Raw genomic sequence first — 22,220 nt, 5'->3', positions numbered from 1 at the left:
TAGAAACGTGATAGTTTATGGATGATTTATTTGATACGTTAATCATAATTCAGCAGCTTCCATAACTGTACTTAGCACTGAACCCCAAGTAAAGGAAGATGAAGGTAGCACTGCGGAAGCTTCCGCCAGTTCATTATTTATATTTGTCATGGATAATCCCATAACAAGATGAGGTAAACTATTTATTTTTGATGGAGTATAGCCTTTATATGGGTCAACTGATGACTGTGTTTCTTCTACAGAATAATGAGGATTTGTAATAGTTTCTTGAATAATATCACTACCTTTTTTAGTATAGATAGTGACAAGCTCTATTAATTGATTTGGAATATTCATATATGCAGAATATTCTTGTTCTGCAGTTAATACTGCTCTTAATACGTCACTGACACGCTCCTCAATTTTATCATGATAATAATAGACAGTATCTAATGCTGAATAGAAATTATGCGTAGCTCTTATTTGATATATATAAGATTTATTGTCTGTTGAAACATTGAGTAAATCTTTTGCGAATTTTTCACTTGATTTAAAATTTGATGTTGTCGGAATAAATGCAGAGTCTTTACTTCCCCTTCTTCCTGAAACACCATTTACATGAGCATGAAAATTGAGATTATTCCCCCAAGCGAAAAATCCTTTTTTAAACACTTCTTCTGGTGGTCTTGAATCTGCTCGATATACTTTACTGACGGGTCTTGCGTGTGATAGTTGTATATTAAATAAAATAAATAATATAATTAAAATTATTTTTTTCATTATAACCTCTTATGATTTTATAAATGCTTTATAATGCTATGTTATTTTCCTTTTTATTTAATTATGAATTTCTGTATTTTGAGGTAATTAATCTTTTGATAATCCAATCATATATAGGGCATCTTTACCAGGAAAGGTGCTTTCATTCCCAACGCATATAGCTATATTTGTTTGCGTCAGATATGAAACCTTAGCTATATCGTAAAGTGCAGTTGCATTGTATATAATACCATAATGATATGTACCACCAGTTGTAGGCTTAAATTTTATATTGGCAGTTAAAACTGGGTTTTTCCCATTATTATAACTATTAGTTACAACTGTGAGGCTGACAATTTTGCCATTTTTTGCAGTTCCATTTAGGGTTTTGCAATAACCATCAAAATCAACACCTGCGTATGACAATGCTGAAAAAGAAAGAAGACTGATAATAAATAAATTTTTCATTTATAACCTCTGTATTTACTTGCGATATTTATATGTGTTTATTACTTCTTCCATTAATTTAATATCAGATGTTTATTGTCGAGCGTGGTATGCACATCAATATAATGGAAACGATTTAAATATACAGAGGTGGATTATTTTTAAAATATGTATTTTTAATATATTGTAGTGGAAAAATAATAACTATAATATGAATGAGTTGTTTAAGGATTTTATTTGGTGTAAATAAATAGAAATATAATAGGTTGTGTTTTTTCTGAGAATAATATTTTTTGTGGATAAAAGAATTTTAATATTCTATTAATGAAAAGATAAAACTTGAGGTGTAGAAAAGGGTATATGATAAAAGATTGATGAATTAATAGTAAAAGAAATTTCGTATTTATGTGAGAGCAATTTAGATAATATTATTTTTCAGTGGGTTATATATTTTTGAAACTGAAATGATTAATAAAATTTATTTTTGAGATGCTTGATTAACATAGAGTAGGTGAGAATGGATTATCTGGCTTTATTGTTTTTTAATAGCTTTTTTATTCTGTTTGTTTTTTATTAATTATTAAATTTATTACGACTAATTATTTTTAAATAAAATCGATAACTTTCGGCTTTCGGAAGAGCTAGATAAAAAACTCTGTCGCCATTTTGTCGCCACTTGTCTATAAAAACAAAAAAGCCACTTACTAGGAAGTGGCTTAATGTGCTGATTTAACAGCTAAAATTTGGTGGCCCCTACTGGACTTGAACCAGTGACCAAGCGATTATGAGTCGCGTGCTCTAACCAACTGAGCTAAGGGGCCTTAATGGAGTGTGATTATACGTGTCATTTGGCACGAGGTCTAGCCTTTGAATGACTGTATGCGCAATTAATGTGCAATATAAACGAGAAAATAATTAATAAAATAATAACTGTTATATCAATAACATAGTCGAGATGTGGAATGAACGATAATTAAGAGTGGAAAAAATATAAATAAAAAGGTTCTTTTTTATAAAAACAAGGGGATAGCTACTTTTGTTCATTTTATTTCTATGATTGAGCTCATGATAAAAAAACGCCTGTGATTTAAATTTCACAGGCGTTTTATTTTGAGCTTCAGTCACTAAAGATAGTTAGTGAAACACAATCATAGATTACTCATCTAGGAAGCTACGTAAGACTTCAGAGCGGCTAGGGTGGCGTAACTTACGCAGTGCCTTCGCTTCAATCTGACGAATACGTTCACGGGTAACATCAAACTGTTTACCCACTTCTTCTAAGGTATGGTCGGTATTCATATCAATACCAAAACGCATACGCAGGACTTTCGCTTCACGTAATGTTAAGCCAGCTAGCACTTCATGTGTTGCTGAACGTAAGCTTTCTGATGTTGCAGAATCCAGTGGTAATTCGAGAGTCGTATCCTCGATAAAATCACCTAAATGTGAATCTTCATCGTCACCGATAGGGGTTTCCATGGAGATTGGCTCTTTAGCAATTTTCAGTACCTTACGGATTTTATCTTCTGGCATCAGCATGCGTTCTGCTAACTCTTCTGGTGAAGGTTCGCGTCCCATCTCTTGCAGCATTTGGCGAGAAATACGATTCAGTTTATTAATCGTTTCAATCATATGTACCGGAATACGAATGGTACGAGCCTGATCGGCGATAGAACGAGTGATAGCCTGACGGATCCACCATGTTGCATAAGTTGAGAATTTATAACCACGACGATATTCAAATTTATCAACCGCTTTCATCAGACCAATATTCCCTTCCTGAATCAGGTCAAGGAACTGTAGGCCACGGTTAGTATATTTTTTTGCGATAGAGATAACCAAACGTAAGTTTGCTTCTACCATCTCTTTTTTCGCACGACGTGCTTTCGCTTCACCGATAGACATACGACGGTTAATATCTTTAACCTGTTCGATAGTCAGTCCAGTTTCAACTTCAATTTGCTGTAGCTTTTGTAAACTACGTTGTACTTCTTCTTCAATACCCGCCAGTTTTTCTGACCAAGGTTTATTCATTGCGCGAGCAGCAGTAAACCATGTGTCGTTGGTTTCGTTACCAGTAAACAGGGTAATGAAGTTTTTCTTAGGCATTTTTACTTGGTCAACACAAAGACGCATAATGTGTCTTTCTTGTGCTCGAACACGATCCATCATGTCACGCATGTTGTTAACCAGATAATCAAACTGTTTTGGTACTAAACGGAACTGTTTGAATATCTCAGACAACAGTAAAATTTCAATTTCTGTGTCTTTATGGTTGCGGCCTTTAGCTTTGATTGTTTGACGAGTCTTTTCGTATTGCTCTCGAAGTTCTGAGAATTTTTGACGCGCTAATTCAGGATCGATGCTGTTATCATCATCGCTATCACTGTCGCTATCGCTCTCTTCGTCTTCGTCCTCATCCTCGTCATCCGCATCTTCTGCGATTTCTTCGTCTTCTTTACCTAAATTAACATCTTCGCTTTCTGCCACTTCTTCAGCATTAGGATCGATGAAAGCAGTAATTAAATCAGAAAGACGAGCTTCACCGGCTTCAACACGGTCGTATTGTTCTAGTAAATAGGTAATAGCTTCAGGATATTCTGCAACAGAGCATTGAACTTGGTTAATACCATCTTCAATACGTTTTGCTATATCAATTTCACCTTCCCGGGTAAGCAGTTCAACAGTACCCATTTCGCGCATATACATACGCACAGGATCAGTTGTACGGCCAATCTCAGATTCTACACTAGACAGTACCTGAGCTGCGGCTTCAGCCGCATCATCATCAGTGTCATTTGAATTTTCTGCCAGCATCAGATCATCGGCGTCAGGTGCTTCTTCCATAACCTGAATGCCCATGTCGTTAATCATCTGGATGATGTCTTCGATTTGATCTGAATCGACGATATCTTCCGGCAGATGGTCATTGACCTCAGCATAGGTCAGGTAGCCTTGCTCCTTACCTTTAGTGACAAGTAGCTTCAGCTGTGACTGCGGGTTTTGCTCCATAAGACGGTATCCACACTTCAAAGTAATTTGGGTTGGTGTCGGTCGGCGATAACTGTTCAGCCAACAATAACTACGGAGGGGCATTTTCATGTCGATTGCTACGGTCCCCTCAGCGTAGCAAATGTAGGTTTATTTCCTACCGATAGCGGCAATTAAGCCGTGTTTTTAATCTTAATTCTGGTTTTACTTTCTGACACGCGCCTGTATTATCAAACGGACTTCTTCGCGCTCATCTTGTGTCAGACCTTCAGTTCTTTCTTTGGCAATCAGTGAGTTTAGTCGCTCATCCATTGCTGTTAAAAATAGATGGTCTAATGTATCTGTAAATGTTTTTTCTGCAATTTCATCTATATCTATATCGTTCCACATGGCCAGTTTTTCAAGTTGTTTACCGAATTTATTCTCTCTATAGAGTTCGATAATTTGCCCTGTATTAAGGCCTGGCTGAGCTTGGCAAATAGAAACTAATTCAATAAATAGTGATAAACCTGCAATTTTTTCAGCATTTAACCCTTCAAGTGGAGGAACTAATTTAGAAAATTCCGGATTCTGTATCAATAATGCAATCAATATACGCATTGGTGTTGTGCGTAATTTAGTTGCTTGATAAACATTTTCGTGATTTACCGGATTTCTACCAAATAAGCGATCCATTTGCTCAATATCAGGGTTACCCGTTAAGCTTCCCAGTTCCCTTAATAAATAAAGACGTAAGGTTTCACTTGGGATCTGATCTATTAATGGTCGAGCTAAACTATATAACTTACCATTACCTTCTTGGGTGCTAAGATCCACTTGTGGAACCAGTGAATCAAATAAAAATGTTGATAATGAATGTGCTTGCTCCATACGTTGTTCAAATGCGTCTTTGCCTTCTCGGCGAACCAGTGAGTCAGGATCATCGCCTTCAGGTAAAAACATAAAACGTAATGAGCGTCCATCGTTTAAAAAAGGAAGCGCTGTTTCTAATGCTCGCCATGCGGCATCGCGTCCAGCCCTATCTCCATCATAGCAGCAAATAATGTTATCTGTTGTCCTAAAGAGCAACTGAATATGTTCTGCTGTTGTTGATGTGCCTAACGAAGCAACGGCATAATCAATACCAAACTGCGCTAATGCCACAACATCCATATAACCTTCAACAACTAATAGCTTTGTGACGTTATCATTAGACTGTTGTGCTTCATAAAGTCCGTAAAGTTGACGTCCTTTATGGAAAATCTCTGTTTCTGGTGAGTTTAAATATTTAGGTAAATCATCACCTAATACTCGACCACCAAAAGCAATCACTCGGCCACGACGATCTCGGATCGGAAACATAACCCGTTGTCGAAAACGGTCATAAGTACGACCATTATCATTTGTTATTACCATGCCTGCTTCAAGAAGTAGGGTTTTATTATCGGCATTTTGTCCAAAACGTTTGAGAACATTATCCCAACCTGCGGGTACAAATCCGATAGAGAAACGAGTAATAACATCTTCACTGAGTCCACGATTAGCAAGATAATTCCTTGCTTCTTGTGCTTGTGGCGTATTTAGCATACTGCTGTAATAGTGATTGAGTTTCTCCATCACTTGATAGAGATTTTGTCTCATATGTCGTTCAATAGGGCTACTACCAGTTCCTGACTCATAAGGAACTTCTAACCCATGCATTGCTGCTAACTCTTCAATCGTTTCGACAAAATCGAGTCTGTCGTAATTCATTAAAAAATCAATAGCATTGCCATGCGCACCGCAACCAAAACAGTGATAAAACTGTTTGTCGCTATTTACTGTGAAAGAGGGCGTTTTTTCATTATGAAACGGACAACACGCTGAATGATTCTTGCCTTGTTTTTTTAACGGCACTCTAGCGTCGATAAGATCGATGATATCTGTTCGAGCTAATAAATCATTGATAAATGAACGTGGAATTCGTCCAGCCATAAGCCCTTTTTACGCCTGTTGTTGAACGAGAATAAGCCGCGCTTTCATGAGAAAGCACGGCCTTTAACTGCGACTACAGTGTCTGCATAAGTTGCGGGATAAGCCGCAAAATATTAGTACAGACGAGTACGACGTGCGTTTTCGCGAGCTAATTTTTTAGCGTGACGTTTTACTGCTGATGCTTTAGCGCGTTTACGCTCAGTCGTTGGTTTTTCATAAAACTCACGACGACGAACTTCTGCTAATACGCCTGCTTTTTCGCAAGAGCGTTTGAAACGACGAAGAGCAACGTCAAATGGCTCGTTTTCACGTACTTTGATTACCGGCATGTGCCTCTCACCTCAATAGAAATCGGTTTGCGCTGGCATTATTTAAGCCAGCCGACATTTAAAATGGTGCGGAATTTTACTTCAAAGCAGGGCACTTTGTAAAGAGATGCACAAAATTGAAACGCAAACTCTCACTTTAGTGTCTTTTTTGATAAGAACATAAAGCGATAGTCGCTAACCACACATTTAAATTACATAAAATAGGTGGATAATTATAGACCAGAAAAAGAAAGTTGTCACATGTTGCTGTGTAAAAGATGTTGCGAAGGCATATAAAATCACCGAAATAATGATACAATTGCCACATTACGCGATTACGCGAGGAAGAATTTGGAAAGCGTCATGCGAGTTTTAGGTATTGAAACATCTTGCGATGAAACCGGTATCGCAATATACGATGATAAAGCCGGTCTATTAGCGAATCAACTTTATAGCCAAGTAAAGCTTCACGCCGATTATGGTGGGGTTGTGCCTGAGCTTGCATCACGAGACCACATTCGTAAAACGGTTCCTTTGATTCAAGCCGCGTTAAAAGAAGCTAATTTAAGTGCAAAAGATATTGATGCTGTGGCATATACCGCAGGTCCTGGTCTTGTAGGGGCATTACTTGTTGGTGCAACTATAGGTCGCTCTTTAGCTTTTGCGTGGGATGTTCCTGCTATTCCAGTTCATCATATGGAAGGTCATTTATTGGCGCCAATGCTTGAAGAGAGAACGCCAGAGTTTCCTTTTGTTGCTCTGCTGGTTTCTGGTGGGCATACCCAATTAATTAGTGTAACGGGTATTGGCGAATACATCTTATTAGGTGAATCTATTGACGATGCTGCGGGAGAAGCTTTTGATAAAACAGCTAAATTACTGGGATTAGATTATCCTGGTGGGCCTGTGTTATCAAAAATGGCGCAACAAGGTGTTGCTGGACGATTTGTTTTCCCTCGACCAATGACAGACAGACCAGGGCTGGATTTTAGTTTTTCTGGTTTAAAAACCTTCGCGGCCAATACTATTCGTCAAAATGATGATTCTGACCAAACTCGCGCCGATATTGCTCGAGCTTTTGAAGATGCGGTAGTCGATACTTTAGCAATAAAATGTCGTCGAGCGCTAGAGCAAACGGGTTTTAAACGTTTAGTCATGGCTGGTGGTGTAAGTGCTAACCGTACATTACGTGCGAAAATGGAAGCAGTAATGAAGCAAATTGGCGGAGAAGTATTTTATGCGCGCCCTGAGCTTTGTACTGATAACGGAGCAATGATTGCTCTAGCGGGAATGATCCGCTTTAAAGGCGGCACTGAAGGGCCTCTTAGCGTTACAGTGAGACCACGCTGGCCATTAGCTGAATTACCCGCATTAAAAAGTGAATGAAAGTGAATAAAATATCGATAAATACTTTTAGCACCCATTAAAGTAGAAAAAGCCACTTAATTAGTGGCTTTTTTAAATATCAAAATATCAAAAGAGTTACTCAATAAAATCGACGATTAATCCTCTTTTTCTTGCTCTTTTGCTTCTTGAATAATTTCTTTTTCGGTCTTTTCTGTCTTTTTCTTTAACTTATGCCAGATACGGCTTTCTTGACCGCGCCATAAACGTTGAATATTGTCGTGATGACGGTAAAGTACCAGACATGATAGTAAAGCAACGGGATAGGTGAATTCGGGTTTAAACCACCAAACGTAGAATGGCGCTAATAGAGCACTGATTATCGCACCCAGTGAAGAATAGCCACTGAGTAGCACAGTAAGAAGCCATGTTCCTGCGATAAGGCCACTTAAATCCCAACCAATAGCAGCAATAGCGCCAAATGCGGTCGCAACACCTTTTCCACCTTTAAAGTGGAAAAAAGCAGGGTAGATATGGCCAAGACATGCGGCTATTGCCACGATCCCAAGATAAAATGGAGGCACATTTAAATAGTAGGCGATCCAAACGGGGATCATCCCTTTTAGGACGTCGCAAATAAGTACTGCGGCAGCAGCAGCTTTACCGCCGATACGTAAAACATTAGTGGCACCAGGGTTACCAGAGCCAAATTTTCTTGGATCAGGAAGCCTCGCCAGTCGGCAAATCAAAATCGCGCTGGAGATTGAGCCGCACAAGTAGGCGAAGATGATCATTCCAAGTGCGTTAGCACTCATTTGTATTCTCCAATGTTTATGTAAGTTCGTTAGACATGTATGGATAATACGCATATTTCATCAGAAGTGGTATCTGATGGGCAGAAAAAATAAGAGATGGCGTGATGGATATCGTATTTATTGAGCAATTATCCGTAATAACCACAATCGGCGTTTATGATTGGGAAAAAACAATTAAGCAAAAGCTAGTGTTCGATATCGAAATGGATTGGGATAACAAACGCGCATCCCAAACTGATGATGTCACTTATTGCTTAGATTACGCAAGCGTAAGTAATGCAATTATTGATTATGTTGAAAATGGACGTTTTGAGTTAGTTGAACGTGTTGCAGAAGAAGTGGCACAGCTTTTGATTACTCAGTTTGCGGTACCTCGAGTGAAAATTAAATTAGCGAAACCTGGCGCAGTTGCTCAAGCCAAAAGTGTTGGCGTGATTATTGAGCGTCAAGCTTAATGATTTCGCTCTATAAATAATGCGGATTAAAGTCGCGATTTCCATTGGATAATCGCGATTTCTCTTTGTTTTGTAAGCGCTTCTCTAATGGCAATGCCTTTTAAACCACTTGCAATAATTGGTTTAATATCCACACTATTGGCGATATTAAATGCTTGCTGAAGAAAATCTCTTTGTGGATAAACGAGAGCTTCTAAACCTTGACGTCCTCTTGCATCCGCTTCACTCACCATTGCTAATTGAGAAACGCGCTCTGGTTTACGCCATGCATCTATCGCATCGAATAAACGGATCACTTTCGAAGGGCGCATTCTGTCAATACGATGAATATGATCGTGGAATCTAGCCGTTAATCGGGCTAGGTCACGAATATGATTTGGTATGCGATAGCGTTGACATAACGCTTCCACTAAAGGCACACCCGCAGGGCCGTGACCGTGATGATGAGGCCATTTTTCCGCTGGGGTTAATCCTTTACCTAAGTCATGGCAAAGCGCACTAAAACGCACTGCAATATCATTAGTTAGCTGACTGGCAATATTTAATGCCATCATGGTGTGAATACCAGTATCTATTTCGGGATGCCATTTTTCTGGTGCTGGAACACCGAATAATGCGTCAATTTCAGGGAAAAGCACCTTTAATGCACCACATTGGCGTAAAACATCAAAATAGACTTGTGGAGCTTTACTCTCTAGGGCTTTTTCTGTCTCTTTCCAAACGCGTTCGGCAGTTAATGCATTAAGTTCTCCACTTTGAGTCATCTTTTGCATTAATAGCAGTGTTTCTGGTGCGACTTTAAAACCTAAGGGAGCAAAGCGTGCTGCAAAGCGAGCAACCCGCAAAACTCTTAGTGGATCTTCAGAAAATGCGCTAGAAACATGACGAAGTAATCTGGCCTTGATATCGTCTCTACCATGATAAGGATCGACATATTCACCCTCAACACAATAAGCAATAGCGTTGATGGTTAAATCACGCCGTTGCAAGTCATCTTCTAAAGTCACATCAGGAGCCGCATAGCAAGTAAACCCAGTGTAACCAGAACCTGATTTTCGTTCTGTGCGCGCTAACGCGTATTCTTCATGAGTATCAGGATGAAGAAATACAGGGAAGTCTTTCCCAACTTGTTGATAACCCAGATCTAATAGTTGTTTGGGGGTTGCACCAACAACCACCCAATCTCTATCTTTTACTGGCATATTTAACAATTGGTCGCGTACAGCACCACCGACAAGGTATGTTTTCACTGGATTATTATCCTTAATACTGTGCTTTTAGTTCATCCAACGATCATTACGTTTGCGACGGCGTGGAATAATATGAGGAAGGATCAGACCCAAAACAAGTCCAGCACCTGCAACACCACCACCATACATAAACCACTGTAAGATAATATCGCGCTGTCTGTCATCTAGCTGTTGATTAGCAAAATCGAGTTTTTTCTCAGCAACCGCTAGTTTGGTTCTCATTTGCTCATTCTCTTTTTTCAAACCATTGATAATATCATCGCTGCCTGAAACTTTATTTTGCATATCTATCGTACGCTGATTCCAGCTTTGATCGATATTGGCAAGTTTGTCACGTAATGTTTGGATCTCTTTTTCCATTGCAGGAATACGAGTACGCATACTTGGTTGTGTACTTAGCTGATTTTCAGGTAGCCAAACAACGCGATCTTTATCGTCTTTGATTTGCACATAACCCGTTGCTGCATTACGCGAAAGTACAGTAACTGTTGAGCCTGAGTTTAAAGAACCTAAAATTCGATACTGATTTCCTGGTCCACTATGGACATAAGTGGATAATTCATCGGAAACATAACGAGTTTCATTTGCGTGTGAACTTAGTGAAAAGCCTAAGCCAAGTAAGGAAATAAAAAGTAAGGGTAATTTTCGCATTATGTTTTCAACTTTTTTATCTATACAAGAGAATATTTTTACTGATACTAAAGAGTAAAGTTTGCGTAAGCAAATAGTAAACCAGAATGAGAACAGTCTTAACTGATGGAATATAGGGGAAATCTGCCTTTTATTCATCCGCGTAATAAGGCTATCACTTGCTAAATGAAAAATCGTTAAATATTTTACTAATCAATTGATTTACTTAAGGGAAATAGAATGAGCCAAATAGAGACAGAATTAAAACTCAGTGCGATATCCGCCGCTATTCCTCATATTATTCAGCGAATTTCAACGCTTCCTCATCAGCATAGCATCGCTAAAAAGCTGACTAATCTTTACTTTGAAACGCCAGATAATCAAATCCGTCGTTGGGATATGGGGCTACGTATTCGTGGGGTTGATAATCACTATGAAATGACAATTAAAACAGCGGGTAAAGTTGTTGCTGGCTTACATCAACGTCCTGAATATAACGTGAAATTAGATCAACCAAAATTAGATTTAGCACGTTTCCCCGCTGAAATTTGGCCGCAGGATTGCGATTTGTCCCAATTAGAAGCACATTTGCAGGTATTATTTAATACCGATTTTAATCGTGAAATTTGGTTGGTTAACTACCAAAATAGCCAGATTGAAGTGGTGTTGGATCAAGGCGCGGTTCGTTCAGGTAAGAATGAGCTACCTATTAAAGAGTTTGAGCTAGAGCTAAAGGCAGGCAATGTGTCTGATTTAATTGCTTTAGCCACATTTTTGGGTGAAAAGGGCGGATTACGCCTTGCTTCTCGTAGTAAAGCCGCAAGGGGTTATTATTTAGCAAAGGGTAAGCCTGCATTAACCTTGAGTGTCGTTAATCTTTCCCCTGATGAAACTATCGCTCAGCAACTCACTAAATGGTTGTCATCAATTCAATCTTTAGAAGAAGCTATTTTTGCTAATCCAACACCGCCGACAATCACAATGCCTGCAATGTTAGCGTTATTTTCAGATTGGTGTAAAAAACAGCCTGAATTACCAGCGACAATGCAGCAAACGTTAAGTGATATATCACCATTATCATTTACATCAGCGACTGATTATTATCATGTGCTGTGGTTAAGATTTAAATTAGCGTCAATGGCGTGGTTGTTATCTATTGCTTAATTTACTGATAATTTGAGAGCCTATTTATGTCTGCTATCGATGTGTTTCAACAATTGTGGGATAAAACACAATGCAGTTTATCTTCTTCGCTCAATGAGTTAGCACCTTTTAGTGAGCAAGAGCAGCAGTTTTTAACTTTTAGCCCCTTTGCGGCTGAGCATTTGCGTGTAAACCCTCAATGGTTAATCGATATTAGGCAAGCTGAGCCAATAGGTTCTGAATGGAAAATGTATGAAACTCAATTATCAGAAAAACTAGCAAATATTGATAATGAAAATGATTTAATGCGTATTTTGCGTCAATTTCGTCATCAACAATTAGTACGCATTGCGTGGCTACAGTTTTTTCAGTTATGTGATACGCCTTGTACGCTAAAACAGCTCAGTGTATTAGCTGAAACCTTAATTTGTGCAGCAAGAGATACGCTTTATCAGCAGTGTTGTCAGCAGTGGGGCACACCTTGTGATAGTGCAGGAAAACCTCAGCCATTACTTATTTTAGGAATGGGAAAACTCGGTGGTTTTGAGCTTAATTTCTCTTCTGATATCGACCTGATTTTTGCTTATCCAGAAAATGGTGCCACTCAAGGCGGACGCCGTGAGCTCGATAATGCACAATTTTTTACTCGATTAGGACAAAAATTAATAAAAGCGTTAGATCAGCACACTATTGATGGCTTTGTTTACCGTGTTGATATGCGATTACGTCCCTTTGGTGAAAGTGGCCCCTTAGTCATGAGTTTTGCTGCGCTAGAGGATTATTATCAAGAGCAAGGGCGTGATTGGGAACGCTATGCAATGATAAAAGCACGGGTTTTAGGGGCAGAAAAAAGAGATTATTGTCAGATATTACGCCAAATGCTGCGACCTTTTGTTTATCGCCGTTATATCGATTTTAGTGTGATCCAATCACTACGTAATATGAAATCAATGATAAGTCGTGAAGTTCGTCGCCGCGGTATGATCGATAATATTAAATTAGGGGCTGGTGGTATTCGTGAAATTGAATTTATTACGCAGGTGTTTCAATTAATTCGCGGTGGCAGAGAGCCTGAATTACAAAGTAATTCGTTGTTATCTGTGCTAAAAGTCATCTCGAAACTTGAATTATTAACTGAAAAAGAGACGACGCAACTGACTGAAAGTTATCTTTTTTTACGCCGATTAGAAAATTTATTACAATCTATTGGTGATCAGCAAACTCAAACTTTACCTGATGACGAAAATGATAGAAGTCGTCTTACTATAGCGATGGGTTATAACGATTGGGCAACGCTTTATCAGAACATTGGTCAGAAAATGCAGGCTGTTTCTATTATTTTTACTCAATTGATTGGTGATGATGATGATGAAAATGAAGATGAAGCAGATCTTTCTGCTTTTAAAACATTTTGGTTATTAGGCCATTTCCCTGAAGGTTCAGCATTATTTCATCAATCGCTGACTCAAGAAGAAATTGAAACCCTCTGCCAGACATTACAGATTTTTCGCCAAGATATTGGTAAACGAACCATTGGGCCAAGAGGACGTGATGTTCTTGACTCATTGATGCCTAAATTATTAGCCAAAATCTGTCAGCAACCACAATCTGCGATGATATTGCAGCGAGTCACGCCTCTTTTACTCAGTATTGTAAGTCGCACAACCTATTTAGAGTTAATACAAGAATCTGATGAAGTATTAACTCATGTTATTCGTTTATGTGCCGCATCGCCTATGATTGCAGAGCAATTAGCACTGCACCCCCTGCTATTGGATGAATTACTCGATCCTAACTCGCTCTATCAGCCGCTTCCTTTAGATGCTTATCGTGATGAGTTACACCAATATTTACTTCGCGTACCAGAAGAAGATGAAGAACAACGCTTAGAAGCATTGCGACAATTCAAACAAGCACAGCTTTTGCGCATTGCCGCTGAAGATATAACCGGTGTATTGCCAGTGATGAAAGTCAGCGATCATTTAACCTATTTAGCCGAAGCTATTATTCATGCTGTGGTTCATCAAGCTTGGTCATATATGGTAAAACGCTATGGTGAGCCGGAACATTTAGCCCATCGTGATGGTTTAGGTTTTGCCGTTATTGGGTATGGGAAATTAGGCGGTTGGGAATTAGGTTACAGTTCTGATTTAGATTTGGTGTTTTTATTGGATTGCCCACTCAACAGTGTGACAACCGGCGAACGTTCTATTGATGCTCGCCAGTTTTATTTACGTTTAGCACAGCGAATTATTCACTTATTTAGCACCAGAACCTCCTCGGGGGTGTTGTATGAAGTCGATGCGCGTTTACGGCCTTCTGGCGAATCAGGTATGTTGGTGAGTACTATTCAAGCGTTCGATGAATACCAAAAAACACAAGCATGGACATGGGAACATCAGGCTTTAATTCGTGCTCGAATGATTTATGGTGATGATGAATTGCAACAGCAATTTTTACGAATTCGTCATGAAATACTGTGCCTTTCGCGTGATCCGCAGGTATTACAAGATGAAGTAAGAGAGATGCGTAAAAAGATGGTGCAACATTTAGCGCCAACACAAGCCGATAAATTCAATTTGAAAATTTCTGCTGGTGGCATTACTGATATTGAATTTATCGCTCAATATTTAGTGTTACGTTTTTCTCATCAATATCCAGCATTAACACGTTGGTCTGATAATGTGCGTATTTTTGAATTAATGGCGAAATATCAAGTGATGACAGAAGAAGAGGCTCAAGCATTAACACATGCTTATGTTACTTTGCGTAATGAGCTGCATCATCTTGCGTTGCAAGCACTACCCGCGATAGTGGATAGCAGTTGTTTTATACCAGAACGACAAAATGTATTACAAAGTAAAATGAAATGGCTTGATGAATAGCATAGAGAATATGAAACCAATAATCTGATGTGTTTCTCTATTTGGTTATCGAGTTATGGTATTATTTGGGCTTATTTGAAAAATAATGTGGAGTATGGGATGAAAGTAACGCTGCCGGATTTTAATAAAGCCAATGTGCTCGTTGTCGGTGACGTCATGTTAGACCGCTATTGGTATGGCCCAACAAGCCGAATTTCACCTGAAGCCCCAGTACCGGTGGTTAAAGTGGATACAACCGAAGAGCGTCCCGGTGGTGCGGCTAACGTTGCTATGAATATTGCTTCTTTAGGCGCTAATTCGCGTTTAGTTGGATTAACAGGTATCGATGAAGCAGCAAAAGCATTGAGTAACACATTAAGTCAGGTCAATGTGCGTTGCGATTTTGTCTCTGTTGCTACTCATCCAACGATTACTAAATTGCGCGTACTTTCTCGTAATCAACAGTTGATCCGCCTTGATTTTGAAGAAGGTTTTAGCAATGTTGATCCACAGCCTATTTATGAACGTATTCAGCAAGCCTTGCCTTCCATTGGCGCATTAATTTTGTCGGACTACGCTAAAGGTGCACTTTCTCATGTTCAAGAGATGATCCAACTGGCGAGAAAATCTGGTGTGCCTGTTTTAATTGATCCCAAAGGTAGTGATTTTGAACGCTACCGTGGTGCCACATTATTAACACCAAATATGTCTGAATTTGAGCAAGTAGTTGGTGTTTGTAATAGTGACGAAGAATTAGTCGAAAAAGGCGCTAAGCTGGTTCAAGCGTTAGATCTTGAAGCGCTATTAATTACTCGTTCAGAACGAGGTATGAGTTTAATTCGTGCCAATGAAGCGCCATTACATTTACCAACACAAGCACAAGAAGTTTATGATGTCACAGGTGCTGGTGATACGGTGATTGGTGTTTTAGCGACCTCTTTAGCAGCAGGGAAATCATTAGCTGAAGCTTGTTTCCTTGCTAATGCAGCGGCAGGTGTAGTTGTTGGCAAGTTGGGTACTTCTACTGTTTCGCCTATTGAACTTGAAAATGCTATTCGTGGACGTTCTGATAACGGTTTTGGAATGATGGCGGAAGAACAATTAAAAAAGGCCGTAGCATTGGCTCGCCAACGTGGCGAACGCATTGTAATGACAAATGGCTGTTTTGATATTCTTCATGCAGGTCACGTAAGCTATTTGGCTAATGCTCGAAAATTAGGGGATCGCCTAATTGTTGCGGTCAATAGTGATGCTTCTACTAAGCGCTTAAAAGGCGAAACTCGTCCGGTTAACCCATTAGAACAGCGTATGACCGTGCTTGGTGCTTTGGGGGCGGTTGATTGGGTAGTGGCTTTTGAAGAAGATACGCCACAGCGCCTAATTGCTTCTGTATTACCCGATATTTTGGTAAAAGGCGGCGATTATAAGCCAGAAGATATCGCAGGCAGCAAAGAGGTTTGGGCGGCTGGTGGAGAAGTTAAAGTCCTTAATTTTGAAGATGGTATTTCTACCACAAATATTATTAATGCGATTAAAAAGAAATAATAGTGTTAAATTATTAAATATTAAAAGCGCTCTTCGGAGTGCTTTTTTTTGTGTGAAAAAGCGTATTAACAATAATATTCTTTTATGCTAATAATTATTGTTCTCTTTTTAAATGATATTCAACAATATAATCTTGGGTGTTACGGTACATGATCGAGTAATTAATATAATCACCATGAACGCTATATGACAATGTGCTAAGTCTTAATATAGGTATATTTATTTCAACTTGTAGTAGCTGGCAGATATTGTGATCAGGAATGATAGGATGAAAAGTTTCATAACTCCCCGCAATTTTTATTTGGCAAACATTTTCAATAAAATCAAATTTAGAACCTTCTAAATGTTTTAAGGTTAAATTGCTAAAATATTTTACTGGCATATAACTATCTTCAAGAATAAGAGGTTTATTATCGACGTAACGTATTCTTCTAGAATAAAATATGCGTTCATTAGTATTAATTCGTAATTTGCTTGCAATGGATAAAGGACAGTGAATAACACTAAACTCAATAACTTCACTTTTAACGTTATGTCCCGTATTTGCCATTAGCTCTACAAATCCTTTTAAACTGGCATTTTCATGATGAAAATCTTTTTCTTTTATATAAGTTCCTGAGCCATGTTTTCGCTTTAATAATCCAGCATCAACTAAAACATCAATTGCTTTACGTACAGTCATTCTTGAAACACCGTATTGCTTTGCCAATATTTTTTCAGCCGGTAATGCCTCGCCAATTTGATAACCTTCTGAGTTTATTTGTATTCGCAAGTTTTTCGCTAGATTTTTATAGATCACTTTTATACCTCTTAAACTGTTAGAAATAGACATAAAAAATGTAGTTTTATTTAATCTAATTGATTGATAAATAAACTGTTCAATTTATCAGTAAAAATGTGAACGTTATCAAAAAATAAAAAGAGATCTGCAATTTTAGTAAAAAGCAGATCACTTTAGCTAAAAGATTAATATGAATTGGATCACGAATAATTCATTTTTACTGAGAGAATAAATAAAAAAGCACCTAATCTGATTTTACAGAATAAAAATGAAATAAATCGATACTCATTTAAGTGGCAGTAAATAAGAGGATATTTTTATGCTCAGTCAAATACAACGATTTGGCGGAGCAATGTTTACCCCTGTCCTGCTATTTCCTTTTGCAGGTATTGTTGTAGGCATTGCTATTCTATTACAGAATCCGTTATTTGTTAGTGAAGCGTTATTACAGCCCGATAATTTATTTGCACAAATTGTTCATATTATTGAGGAAGGCGGTTGGACTGTTTTTCGTAATATGCCTCTTATTTTTGCAATAGGTTTACCAATAGGTTTAGCAAAATCAGCACAAGCAAGAGCATGTCTTGCTGTTATGGTGAGTTTCTTAACTTGGAATTATTTTATTAACGCAATGGGAATTGTGTGGGGCAATTATTTTGGTGTCGATTTTAGCAATGAAATTGGTGGTAATAGCGGACTAACCATGATTGCTGGAATTAAAACATTAGATACAAGTATTATTGGCGCTATTATTATTGCTGGTATTGTAACGGGAATACATAATCGTTATTTCGATAAACAATTGCCGGTTTTCTTAGGTATTTTTCAAGGCACTTCTTATGTTGTTTTAATTAGTTTCTTTCTAATGTTGCCATTAGCATGGATAACACTATTTATTTGGCCTAAAGTGCAAATTGGTATTCAATCCTTACAAGTATTTATGGTGAGCTCAGGTTCATTTGGGGTTTGGATATATACTTTTCTTGAGCGTATTTTAATTCCTACAGGTTTACATCACTTTATATACGGACCTTTTATTTTCGGACCTGCGATAACTGAACATGGTATTCAAGTCGATTGGGCTCAGAATATGCAGTATTTCAGTCAAAGCACACAACCTTTAAAAGCGTTATTTCCTGAAGGCGGGTTTGCTTTACATGGTAATAGTAAAGTCTTTGGTTCAGTGGGGATTGCTCTTGCACTTTATTTTACGGCGGCACCTAAAAATAGAGCAAAAATTGCTGGGTTACTTATTCCTGCAACATTAACCGCAGTTTTTGTTGGAATAACGGAGCCATTAGAATTTACCTTCTTATTTATCTCACCTTTATTATTTGCTGTTCATGCCGTATTAGCCGCTACGCTAGCGACTACGCTTTACCATTTTGGTGTCGTTGGAAATATGGGGGGCGGAATTATCGATAACTTCCTTCCTATGAATTGGATCCCTATGTTTCACAATCATTATGGAATGATTATTACGCAGATAGTTATTGGGCTTATTTTCACTGTTATTTGGTTTGTGGTGTTTAGAACGTTAATTATCAAACTTAATTTAAAAACACCTGGCCGAGAAGAAGACGAAGAAGAAATAAAACTCTATAGCAAACAAGATTATAAAAATAAGAAAACCCAAACTTCAGACACTTTAGCGTTATCTAAAGAAGAACAGAAACTGGCATTCCCTCAAGGCATTTTAGATGGCTTAGGAGGAACTGCAAATATTAAGTCTTTAAATAACTGTGCAACACGTTTACGTATTGAGGTTATAGATGAAGGGAAAGTCAATACAGACGGTTATTTCAAGGAGTTAGGTGCCCACGGTGTAGTGCGGAAAGGTAATGCTCTGCAAATCATCATTGGGCTACATGTCTCTCAAGTCAGAGATAAAATTGAACAACTTATGAAAGAAGATACCCAAAATATCACCTTGTCGGAGGCTATATAATGAAGAAGTTCTCAGTCGTAATTGCAGGTGGCGGTAGTACATTTACACCAGGTATTATTTTGATGTTACTTGAAAACTTAAAACGTTTTCCATTAAGAGCCATCAAATTTTATGATAATGATGCACAACGGCAAGAGACGATTGCTAAAGCGTGTGAAATTGTTCTTAATGAAAAAGCGCCGGATATTGAGTTTCTCTATACCACTGATCCTAAAACGGCTTTTACGGATGTCGATTTTGTCATGGCTCATATTCGTGTTGGTAAGTATCCAATGCGTGAAAAAGATGAAAAAATCCCTTTGCATCATGGGGTATTAGGGCAAGAAACCTGTGGCCCTGGTGGAATTGCTTATGGAATGCGCTCTATTGGCGGTGTTTTAGAATTAGTTGAATTTATGGAAAAATATTCACCAGATGCATGGATGCTAAACTATTCTAATCCTGCCGCTATTGTCGCAGAAGCAACACGCCGTTTGAAACCCAATGCGAAAATTTTAAATATTTGTGATATGCCAATTGGTATTGAATCACGCATGGCTCAAATCGCAGGATTGAAATCTCGTAAAGAGATGCGTGTGCGTTATTATGGCTTAAACCATTTTGGCTGGTGGACTCAAGTTGAAGACCTTCAAGGTAATGATTTATTACCTGTTATTCGCAAGCATGTTGCAGAGCATGGATATATCCCTAAAGTCGCGGGAGAACCTGTTGAAGCAAGCTGGAATGATACTTTTGGTAAAGCTAAAGATGTGTGGGCATTAGATCCTACTACTATGCCAAATACCTACCTTAAATATTATTTATTTCCTGATTATGTTGTTAAGCATTCTGATCCTAAACATACACGTGCTAATGAAGTTATGGAACACAGAGAGAAGAATGTATTTGATGCTTGCCGAGCAATTACAGCAGCAGGTAAATCATCAGCAGGTCATTTAGAGATTGATGAACATGCTTCGTATATCGTCGATTTGGCAACCGCGATAGCGTTTAATACGCAAGAAAGAATGCTGTTGATTGTGCCAAATAATGGCGCGATTATTAATTTCGATCCTGAAGCAATGGTTGAAATCCCTTGTATTGTGGGAAGTCATGGGCCGGAGCCGTTGGTTATGGGAAAAATCCCATTATTTCAAAAAGGGATGATGAGCCAGCAAGTCGCTGTTGAGAAATTAGTGGTTGAAGCTTGGATTGAAAAATCATATTTGAAACTTTGGCAAGCTATTACGATGTCAAAAACAGTACCAAGTGCAACCGTTGCAAAAGCAATATTGGATGATTTAATTGCAGCGAATAAAGATTATTGGCCTGAGTTAAAATAGTCGTAATTTATATAACAATAACCCTGTATCTTTTTATTATGGATACAGGGTTTTTTTTATTACTGGGTAATAAAGTGGAAATTTACGCTTTATTTTCAGTTGGCGTTTCTACCACTACTCCAGTAATTTCAACTTGGGCCATTTGAGTTTGTTGTCCCGCTTCTAACTCATTTAAACGTTGCTCTAAACGTGATAATTTTTCACGAGTACGTAAGAGTACCTGTGTTTGCACATCAAATTCTTCACGATTAACGAGATCTAATTTGCTTAATTGAGACTGTAGAACAGTACGAATTTTTTTATCAATATCATCACCAAAATCTTTTAGTCCTTGTGGAAGAACATTTTGGATCTGGCGTGCGACCTGTTCAATTTTTTTTGGGTCCAACATGGGATGTCCTCATTAATAAAATAGAAAGCTAGGCTAAGTGTAATATGTAGGCATTGGGAATAAAACCAGATATGAGGATTATTGTTACTTTTTTATTATAAAGAGTTAAATAACACGTATATCGTAAAACGATTATGTGACTCGACAGAGATTGTTACTGATAGATCATTGCCTCTTATTATTTTAAAGCGTATAGTTTCGTTGTTAATCTCAGGGCGGGGTGTAAGTCCCCACCGGCGGTAAATACCTAATTATTCAGGTAAAGCCCGCGAGCGCTTTGCATTGCTATTGTAATTCAAAGGTCAGCAGACTCAGTGTAATTCTGGGGCCGACAGTTAAAGTCTGGATGGGAGAGAGTAAAATAGCATCAGTAGGATAATTGTATCCACCTCTGTTGTTTCTGCTTATTTATTGAGCAGAGATCCACTCCTAAGACTGCCCTGATTCTGGTAACTTTCATTAATTATTGAGGTTTTTTTTACCATGAATCAGACGCTACTTTCCGAATTTGGTTCTCAAATTGAACGTGTAGAACGTGCTATTGAAGCGCTTCGTGCTGGCAACGGTGTGATGGTGCTTGATGATGAGGATCGTGAAAATGAAGGCGATATGGTTTTCGCCGCACAAACAATGACAACTGAGCAAATGGCAATGTCTATTCGTCATGGCAGCGGTATTGTTTGTTTATGTATTACAGAAGAACGCCGTCAACAACTTGAATTGCCGATGATGGTTGAAAACAATACCAGCCATTTCCATACCGCATTTACAGTGACAATTGAAGCAGCACAAGGTGTAACAACGGGTGTTTCCGCTTCAGACCGTTTAACGACAGTTCGCGCAGCAATGGCAGATGATGCTAAGCCTGGTGATTTAAATCGTCCTGGTCATGTCTTTCCATTACGTGGTCAACCTGGCGGTGTATTAACCCGTGGTGGCCATACTGAAGCTTCTATTGATTTAGCCACGTTAGCAGGATTTAAACCTGTAGCGGTGCTATGTGAACTCACTAATGACGATGGCACAATGGCAAGAGCACCTGAAGTTATTACTTTTGCTAAAAAGCACAATATGCCAGTACTGACTATTGAAGATTTAGTCGCTTATCGTCTTCGTGAGGAGAAAAAAGCTGGCTGAAAATAATAGATTGTAAGCGACACTGAAACACACACACACACTTATATCAAGCCGTCTGAGAAAATTCAGGCGGCTTTTTTCATATTTTTTGAATAACTATTTCATACTTCTTTGACTATATTTCAAGTAAGAAGGCAGTATTCTATCGCCATATTATA

Annotated in this window: 18 protein-coding genes, 1 tRNA gene and 1 riboswitch; of the genes, 8 read left to right on the top strand and 11 right to left on the bottom strand. The window is 38.4% G+C overall.

Translation table 11 applies throughout. The features are described from left to right. Positions 1-42: 42 nt before the first annotated feature. From PH4a_RS04070 to rpsU, 6 genes are all read right to left on the bottom strand, one after another. Positions 43-759 carry a scabin-related ADP-ribosyltransferase gene (locus PH4a_RS04070; RefSeq protein WP_129037945.1) on the bottom strand — a complete coding sequence of 239 codons (717 nt, stop codon included), beginning with the start codon at positions 757-759 and terminating at the stop codon, positions 43-45. Between the two features lie 87 nt (positions 760-846). Further along, positions 847-1,206, bottom strand: coding sequence for a hypothetical protein (locus PH4a_RS04065; protein WP_129037943.1), 360 nt, complete (start codon positions 1,204-1,206; stop codon positions 847-849). 723 nt (positions 1,207-1,929) lie between these two features. After that, a tRNA-Ile gene (locus PH4a_RS04060) sits at positions 1,930-2,006 on the bottom strand. A 334-nt stretch (positions 2,007-2,340) separates the two neighbouring features. Then, positions 2,341-4,197, bottom strand: a complete 1,857-nt coding sequence (gene rpoD, locus PH4a_RS04055) for an RNA polymerase sigma factor RpoD (protein WP_129041790.1) — start codon at positions 4,195-4,197, stop codon at positions 2,341-2,343. 183 nt (positions 4,198-4,380) lie between these two features. Further along, positions 4,381-6,129, bottom strand: coding sequence for a DNA primase (dnaG, locus tag PH4a_RS04050; protein ID WP_064721051.1), 1,749 nt, complete (start codon positions 6,127-6,129; stop codon positions 4,381-4,383). Positions 6,130-6,242: 113 nt separating this feature from the next. Next, complete coding sequence (gene rpsU, locus PH4a_RS04045) at positions 6,243-6,458, bottom strand: 30S ribosomal protein S21 (protein ID WP_001144069.1); 216 nt, start codon at positions 6,456-6,458, stop codon at positions 6,243-6,245. Between the two features lie 342 nt (positions 6,459-6,800). Between rpsU and tsaD the strand changes: the two genes are divergently transcribed. Next, positions 6,801-7,823, top strand: a complete 1,023-nt coding sequence (gene tsaD, locus PH4a_RS04040; protein ID WP_129037941.1) for a tRNA (adenosine(37)-N6)-threonylcarbamoyltransferase complex transferase subunit TsaD — start codon at positions 6,801-6,803, stop codon at positions 7,821-7,823. 116 nt (positions 7,824-7,939) lie between these two features. On the opposite strand, the gene plsY is transcribed toward tsaD, so the two are convergent. Then, on the bottom strand, positions 7,940-8,596 hold the full coding sequence (plsY, locus tag PH4a_RS04035; RefSeq protein ID WP_129037939.1) for a glycerol-3-phosphate 1-O-acyltransferase PlsY: 657 nt from the start codon (positions 8,594-8,596) through the stop codon (positions 7,940-7,942). Positions 8,597-8,700: 104 nt separating this feature from the next. Between plsY and folB the strand changes: the two genes are divergently transcribed. Then, the gene (gene folB, locus PH4a_RS04030) at positions 8,701-9,051 is read left to right on the top strand and encodes a bifunctional dihydroneopterin aldolase/7,8-dihydroneopterin epimerase (protein ID WP_064721048.1); all 351 of its coding nucleotides are present in this window, start codon (positions 8,701-8,703) and stop codon (positions 9,049-9,051) included. 26 nt (positions 9,052-9,077) lie between these two features. Here folB and PH4a_RS04025 read toward each other — a convergent pair whose 3' ends face one another. Beyond that, positions 9,078-10,301 (bottom strand): multifunctional CCA addition/repair protein, encoded by a 1,224-nt coding sequence (locus PH4a_RS04025; RefSeq protein ID WP_129037937.1) that lies wholly within the window; start codon positions 10,299-10,301, stop codon positions 9,078-9,080. 27 nt (positions 10,302-10,328) lie between these two features. Next, a complete protein-coding gene (locus tag PH4a_RS04020) occupies positions 10,329-10,952 on the bottom strand; it encodes a TIGR04211 family SH3 domain-containing protein (protein WP_064721046.1) in 624 nt (207 codons plus the stop codon). A 219-nt stretch (positions 10,953-11,171) separates the two neighbouring features. On the opposite strand from PH4a_RS04020, the gene PH4a_RS04015 reads away from it, so the two are divergent. From PH4a_RS04015 to hldE, 3 genes are all read left to right on the top strand, one after another. Beyond that, complete coding sequence (locus tag PH4a_RS04015) at positions 11,172-12,095, top strand: CYTH domain-containing protein (protein WP_129037935.1); 924 nt, start codon at positions 11,172-11,174, stop codon at positions 12,093-12,095. Positions 12,096-12,121: 26 nt separating this feature from the next. Beyond that, entirely contained in the window at positions 12,122-14,959 is a 2,838-nt protein-coding gene (gene glnE, locus PH4a_RS04010; RefSeq protein WP_129037933.1) for a bifunctional [glutamate--ammonia ligase]-adenylyl-L-tyrosine phosphorylase/[glutamate--ammonia-ligase] adenylyltransferase, read from the top strand. Between the two features lie 99 nt (positions 14,960-15,058). Next, positions 15,059-16,483, top strand: a complete 1,425-nt coding sequence (gene hldE / locus PH4a_RS04005) for a bifunctional D-glycero-beta-D-manno-heptose-7-phosphate kinase/D-glycero-beta-D-manno-heptose 1-phosphate adenylyltransferase HldE (protein WP_129037931.1) — start codon at positions 15,059-15,061, stop codon at positions 16,481-16,483. A 94-nt stretch (positions 16,484-16,577) separates the two neighbouring features. Here the strand turns inward: hldE and PH4a_RS04000 are convergent, their stop codons facing one another. After that, positions 16,578-17,282 (bottom strand): GntR family transcriptional regulator, encoded by a 705-nt coding sequence (locus tag PH4a_RS04000; protein WP_064721042.1) that lies wholly within the window; start codon positions 17,280-17,282, stop codon positions 16,578-16,580. A gap of 301 nt (positions 17,283-17,583) precedes the next feature. Between PH4a_RS04000 and PH4a_RS03995 the strand changes: the two genes are divergently transcribed. Together PH4a_RS03995 and PH4a_RS03990 are read left to right on the top strand one after the other, a co-directional pair. Beyond that, complete coding sequence (locus tag PH4a_RS03995; protein WP_129037929.1) at positions 17,584-19,212, top strand: alpha-glucoside-specific PTS transporter subunit IIBC; 1,629 nt, start codon at positions 17,584-17,586, stop codon at positions 19,210-19,212. Further along, positions 19,212-20,534: a 6-phospho-alpha-glucosidase gene (locus tag PH4a_RS03990; protein ID WP_129037927.1), complete on the top strand. Its 1,323-nt coding sequence runs from the start codon at positions 19,212-19,214 to the stop codon at positions 20,532-20,534. The genes PH4a_RS03995 and PH4a_RS03990 overlap by 1 nt, the downstream gene beginning before the upstream one ends. Positions 20,535-20,616: 82 nt before the next feature. Here PH4a_RS03990 and ubiK read toward each other — a convergent pair whose 3' ends face one another. Beyond that, entirely contained in the window at positions 20,617-20,925 is a 309-nt protein-coding gene (gene ubiK / locus PH4a_RS03985; protein ID WP_129037925.1) for a ubiquinone biosynthesis accessory factor UbiK, read from the bottom strand. Between the two features lie 202 nt (positions 20,926-21,127). Continuing rightward, a riboswitch (FMN riboswitch) is annotated at positions 21,128-21,287 on the top strand. Between the two features lie 121 nt (positions 21,288-21,408). Between ubiK and ribB the strand changes: the two genes are divergently transcribed. Then, entirely contained in the window at positions 21,409-22,062 is a 654-nt protein-coding gene (gene ribB / locus PH4a_RS03980; RefSeq protein ID WP_064721038.1) for a 3,4-dihydroxy-2-butanone-4-phosphate synthase, read from the top strand. Positions 22,063-22,220 lie beyond the last annotated feature (158 nt).

Source organism: Proteus hauseri, from assembly GCF_004116975.1.
GTDB lineage: Bacteria > Pseudomonadota > Gammaproteobacteria > Enterobacterales > Enterobacteriaceae > Proteus > Proteus hauseri.
Note: the sequence above shows the minus strand (reverse complement) of the source record. Positions and strands in the feature narration are given on the sequence as shown.

What these genes read in the sequence shown, in the direction of transcription:
- ubiK (WP_129037925.1), bottom strand. Translation starts at nt 20,925, where the DNA reads ATGTTGGACCCAAAAAAAATTGAACAGGTCGCACGCCAGATCCAAAAT.
- dnaG (WP_064721051.1), bottom strand. Translation starts at nt 6,129, where the DNA reads ATGGCTGGACGAATTCCACGTTCATTTATCAATGATTTATTAGCTCGA.
- PH4a_RS03990 (WP_129037927.1), top strand. Translation starts at nt 19,212, where the DNA reads ATGAAGAAGTTCTCAGTCGTAATTGCAGGTGGCGGTAGTACATTTACA.
- ribB (WP_064721038.1), top strand. Translation starts at nt 21,409, where the DNA reads ATGAATCAGACGCTACTTTCCGAATTTGGTTCTCAAATTGAACGTGTA.
- PH4a_RS04020 (WP_064721046.1), bottom strand. Translation starts at nt 10,952, where the DNA reads ATGCGAAAATTACCCTTACTTTTTATTTCCTTACTTGGCTTAGGCTTT.
- PH4a_RS04015 (WP_129037935.1), top strand. Translation starts at nt 11,172, where the DNA reads ATGAGCCAAATAGAGACAGAATTAAAACTCAGTGCGATATCCGCCGCT.
- glnE (WP_129037933.1), top strand. Translation starts at nt 12,122, where the DNA reads ATGTCTGCTATCGATGTGTTTCAACAATTGTGGGATAAAACACAATGC.
- folB (WP_064721048.1), top strand. Translation starts at nt 8,701, where the DNA reads ATGGATATCGTATTTATTGAGCAATTATCCGTAATAACCACAATCGGC.
- PH4a_RS04070 (WP_129037945.1), bottom strand. Translation starts at nt 759, where the DNA reads ATGAAAAAAATAATTTTAATTATATTATTTATTTTATTTAATATACAA.
- rpoD (WP_129041790.1), bottom strand. Translation starts at nt 4,197, where the DNA reads ATGGAGCAAAACCCGCAGTCACAGCTGAAGCTACTTGTCACTAAAGGT.
- PH4a_RS03995 (WP_129037929.1), top strand. Translation starts at nt 17,584, where the DNA reads ATGCTCAGTCAAATACAACGATTTGGCGGAGCAATGTTTACCCCTGTC.
- tsaD (WP_129037941.1), top strand. Translation starts at nt 6,801, where the DNA reads ATGCGAGTTTTAGGTATTGAAACATCTTGCGATGAAACCGGTATCGCA.
- plsY (WP_129037939.1), bottom strand. Translation starts at nt 8,596, where the DNA reads ATGAGTGCTAACGCACTTGGAATGATCATCTTCGCCTACTTGTGCGGC.
- PH4a_RS04065 (WP_129037943.1), bottom strand. Translation starts at nt 1,206, where the DNA reads ATGAAAAATTTATTTATTATCAGTCTTCTTTCTTTTTCAGCATTGTCA.
- rpsU (WP_001144069.1), bottom strand. Translation starts at nt 6,458, where the DNA reads ATGCCGGTAATCAAAGTACGTGAAAACGAGCCATTTGACGTTGCTCTT.
- hldE (WP_129037931.1), top strand. Translation starts at nt 15,059, where the DNA reads ATGAAAGTAACGCTGCCGGATTTTAATAAAGCCAATGTGCTCGTTGTC.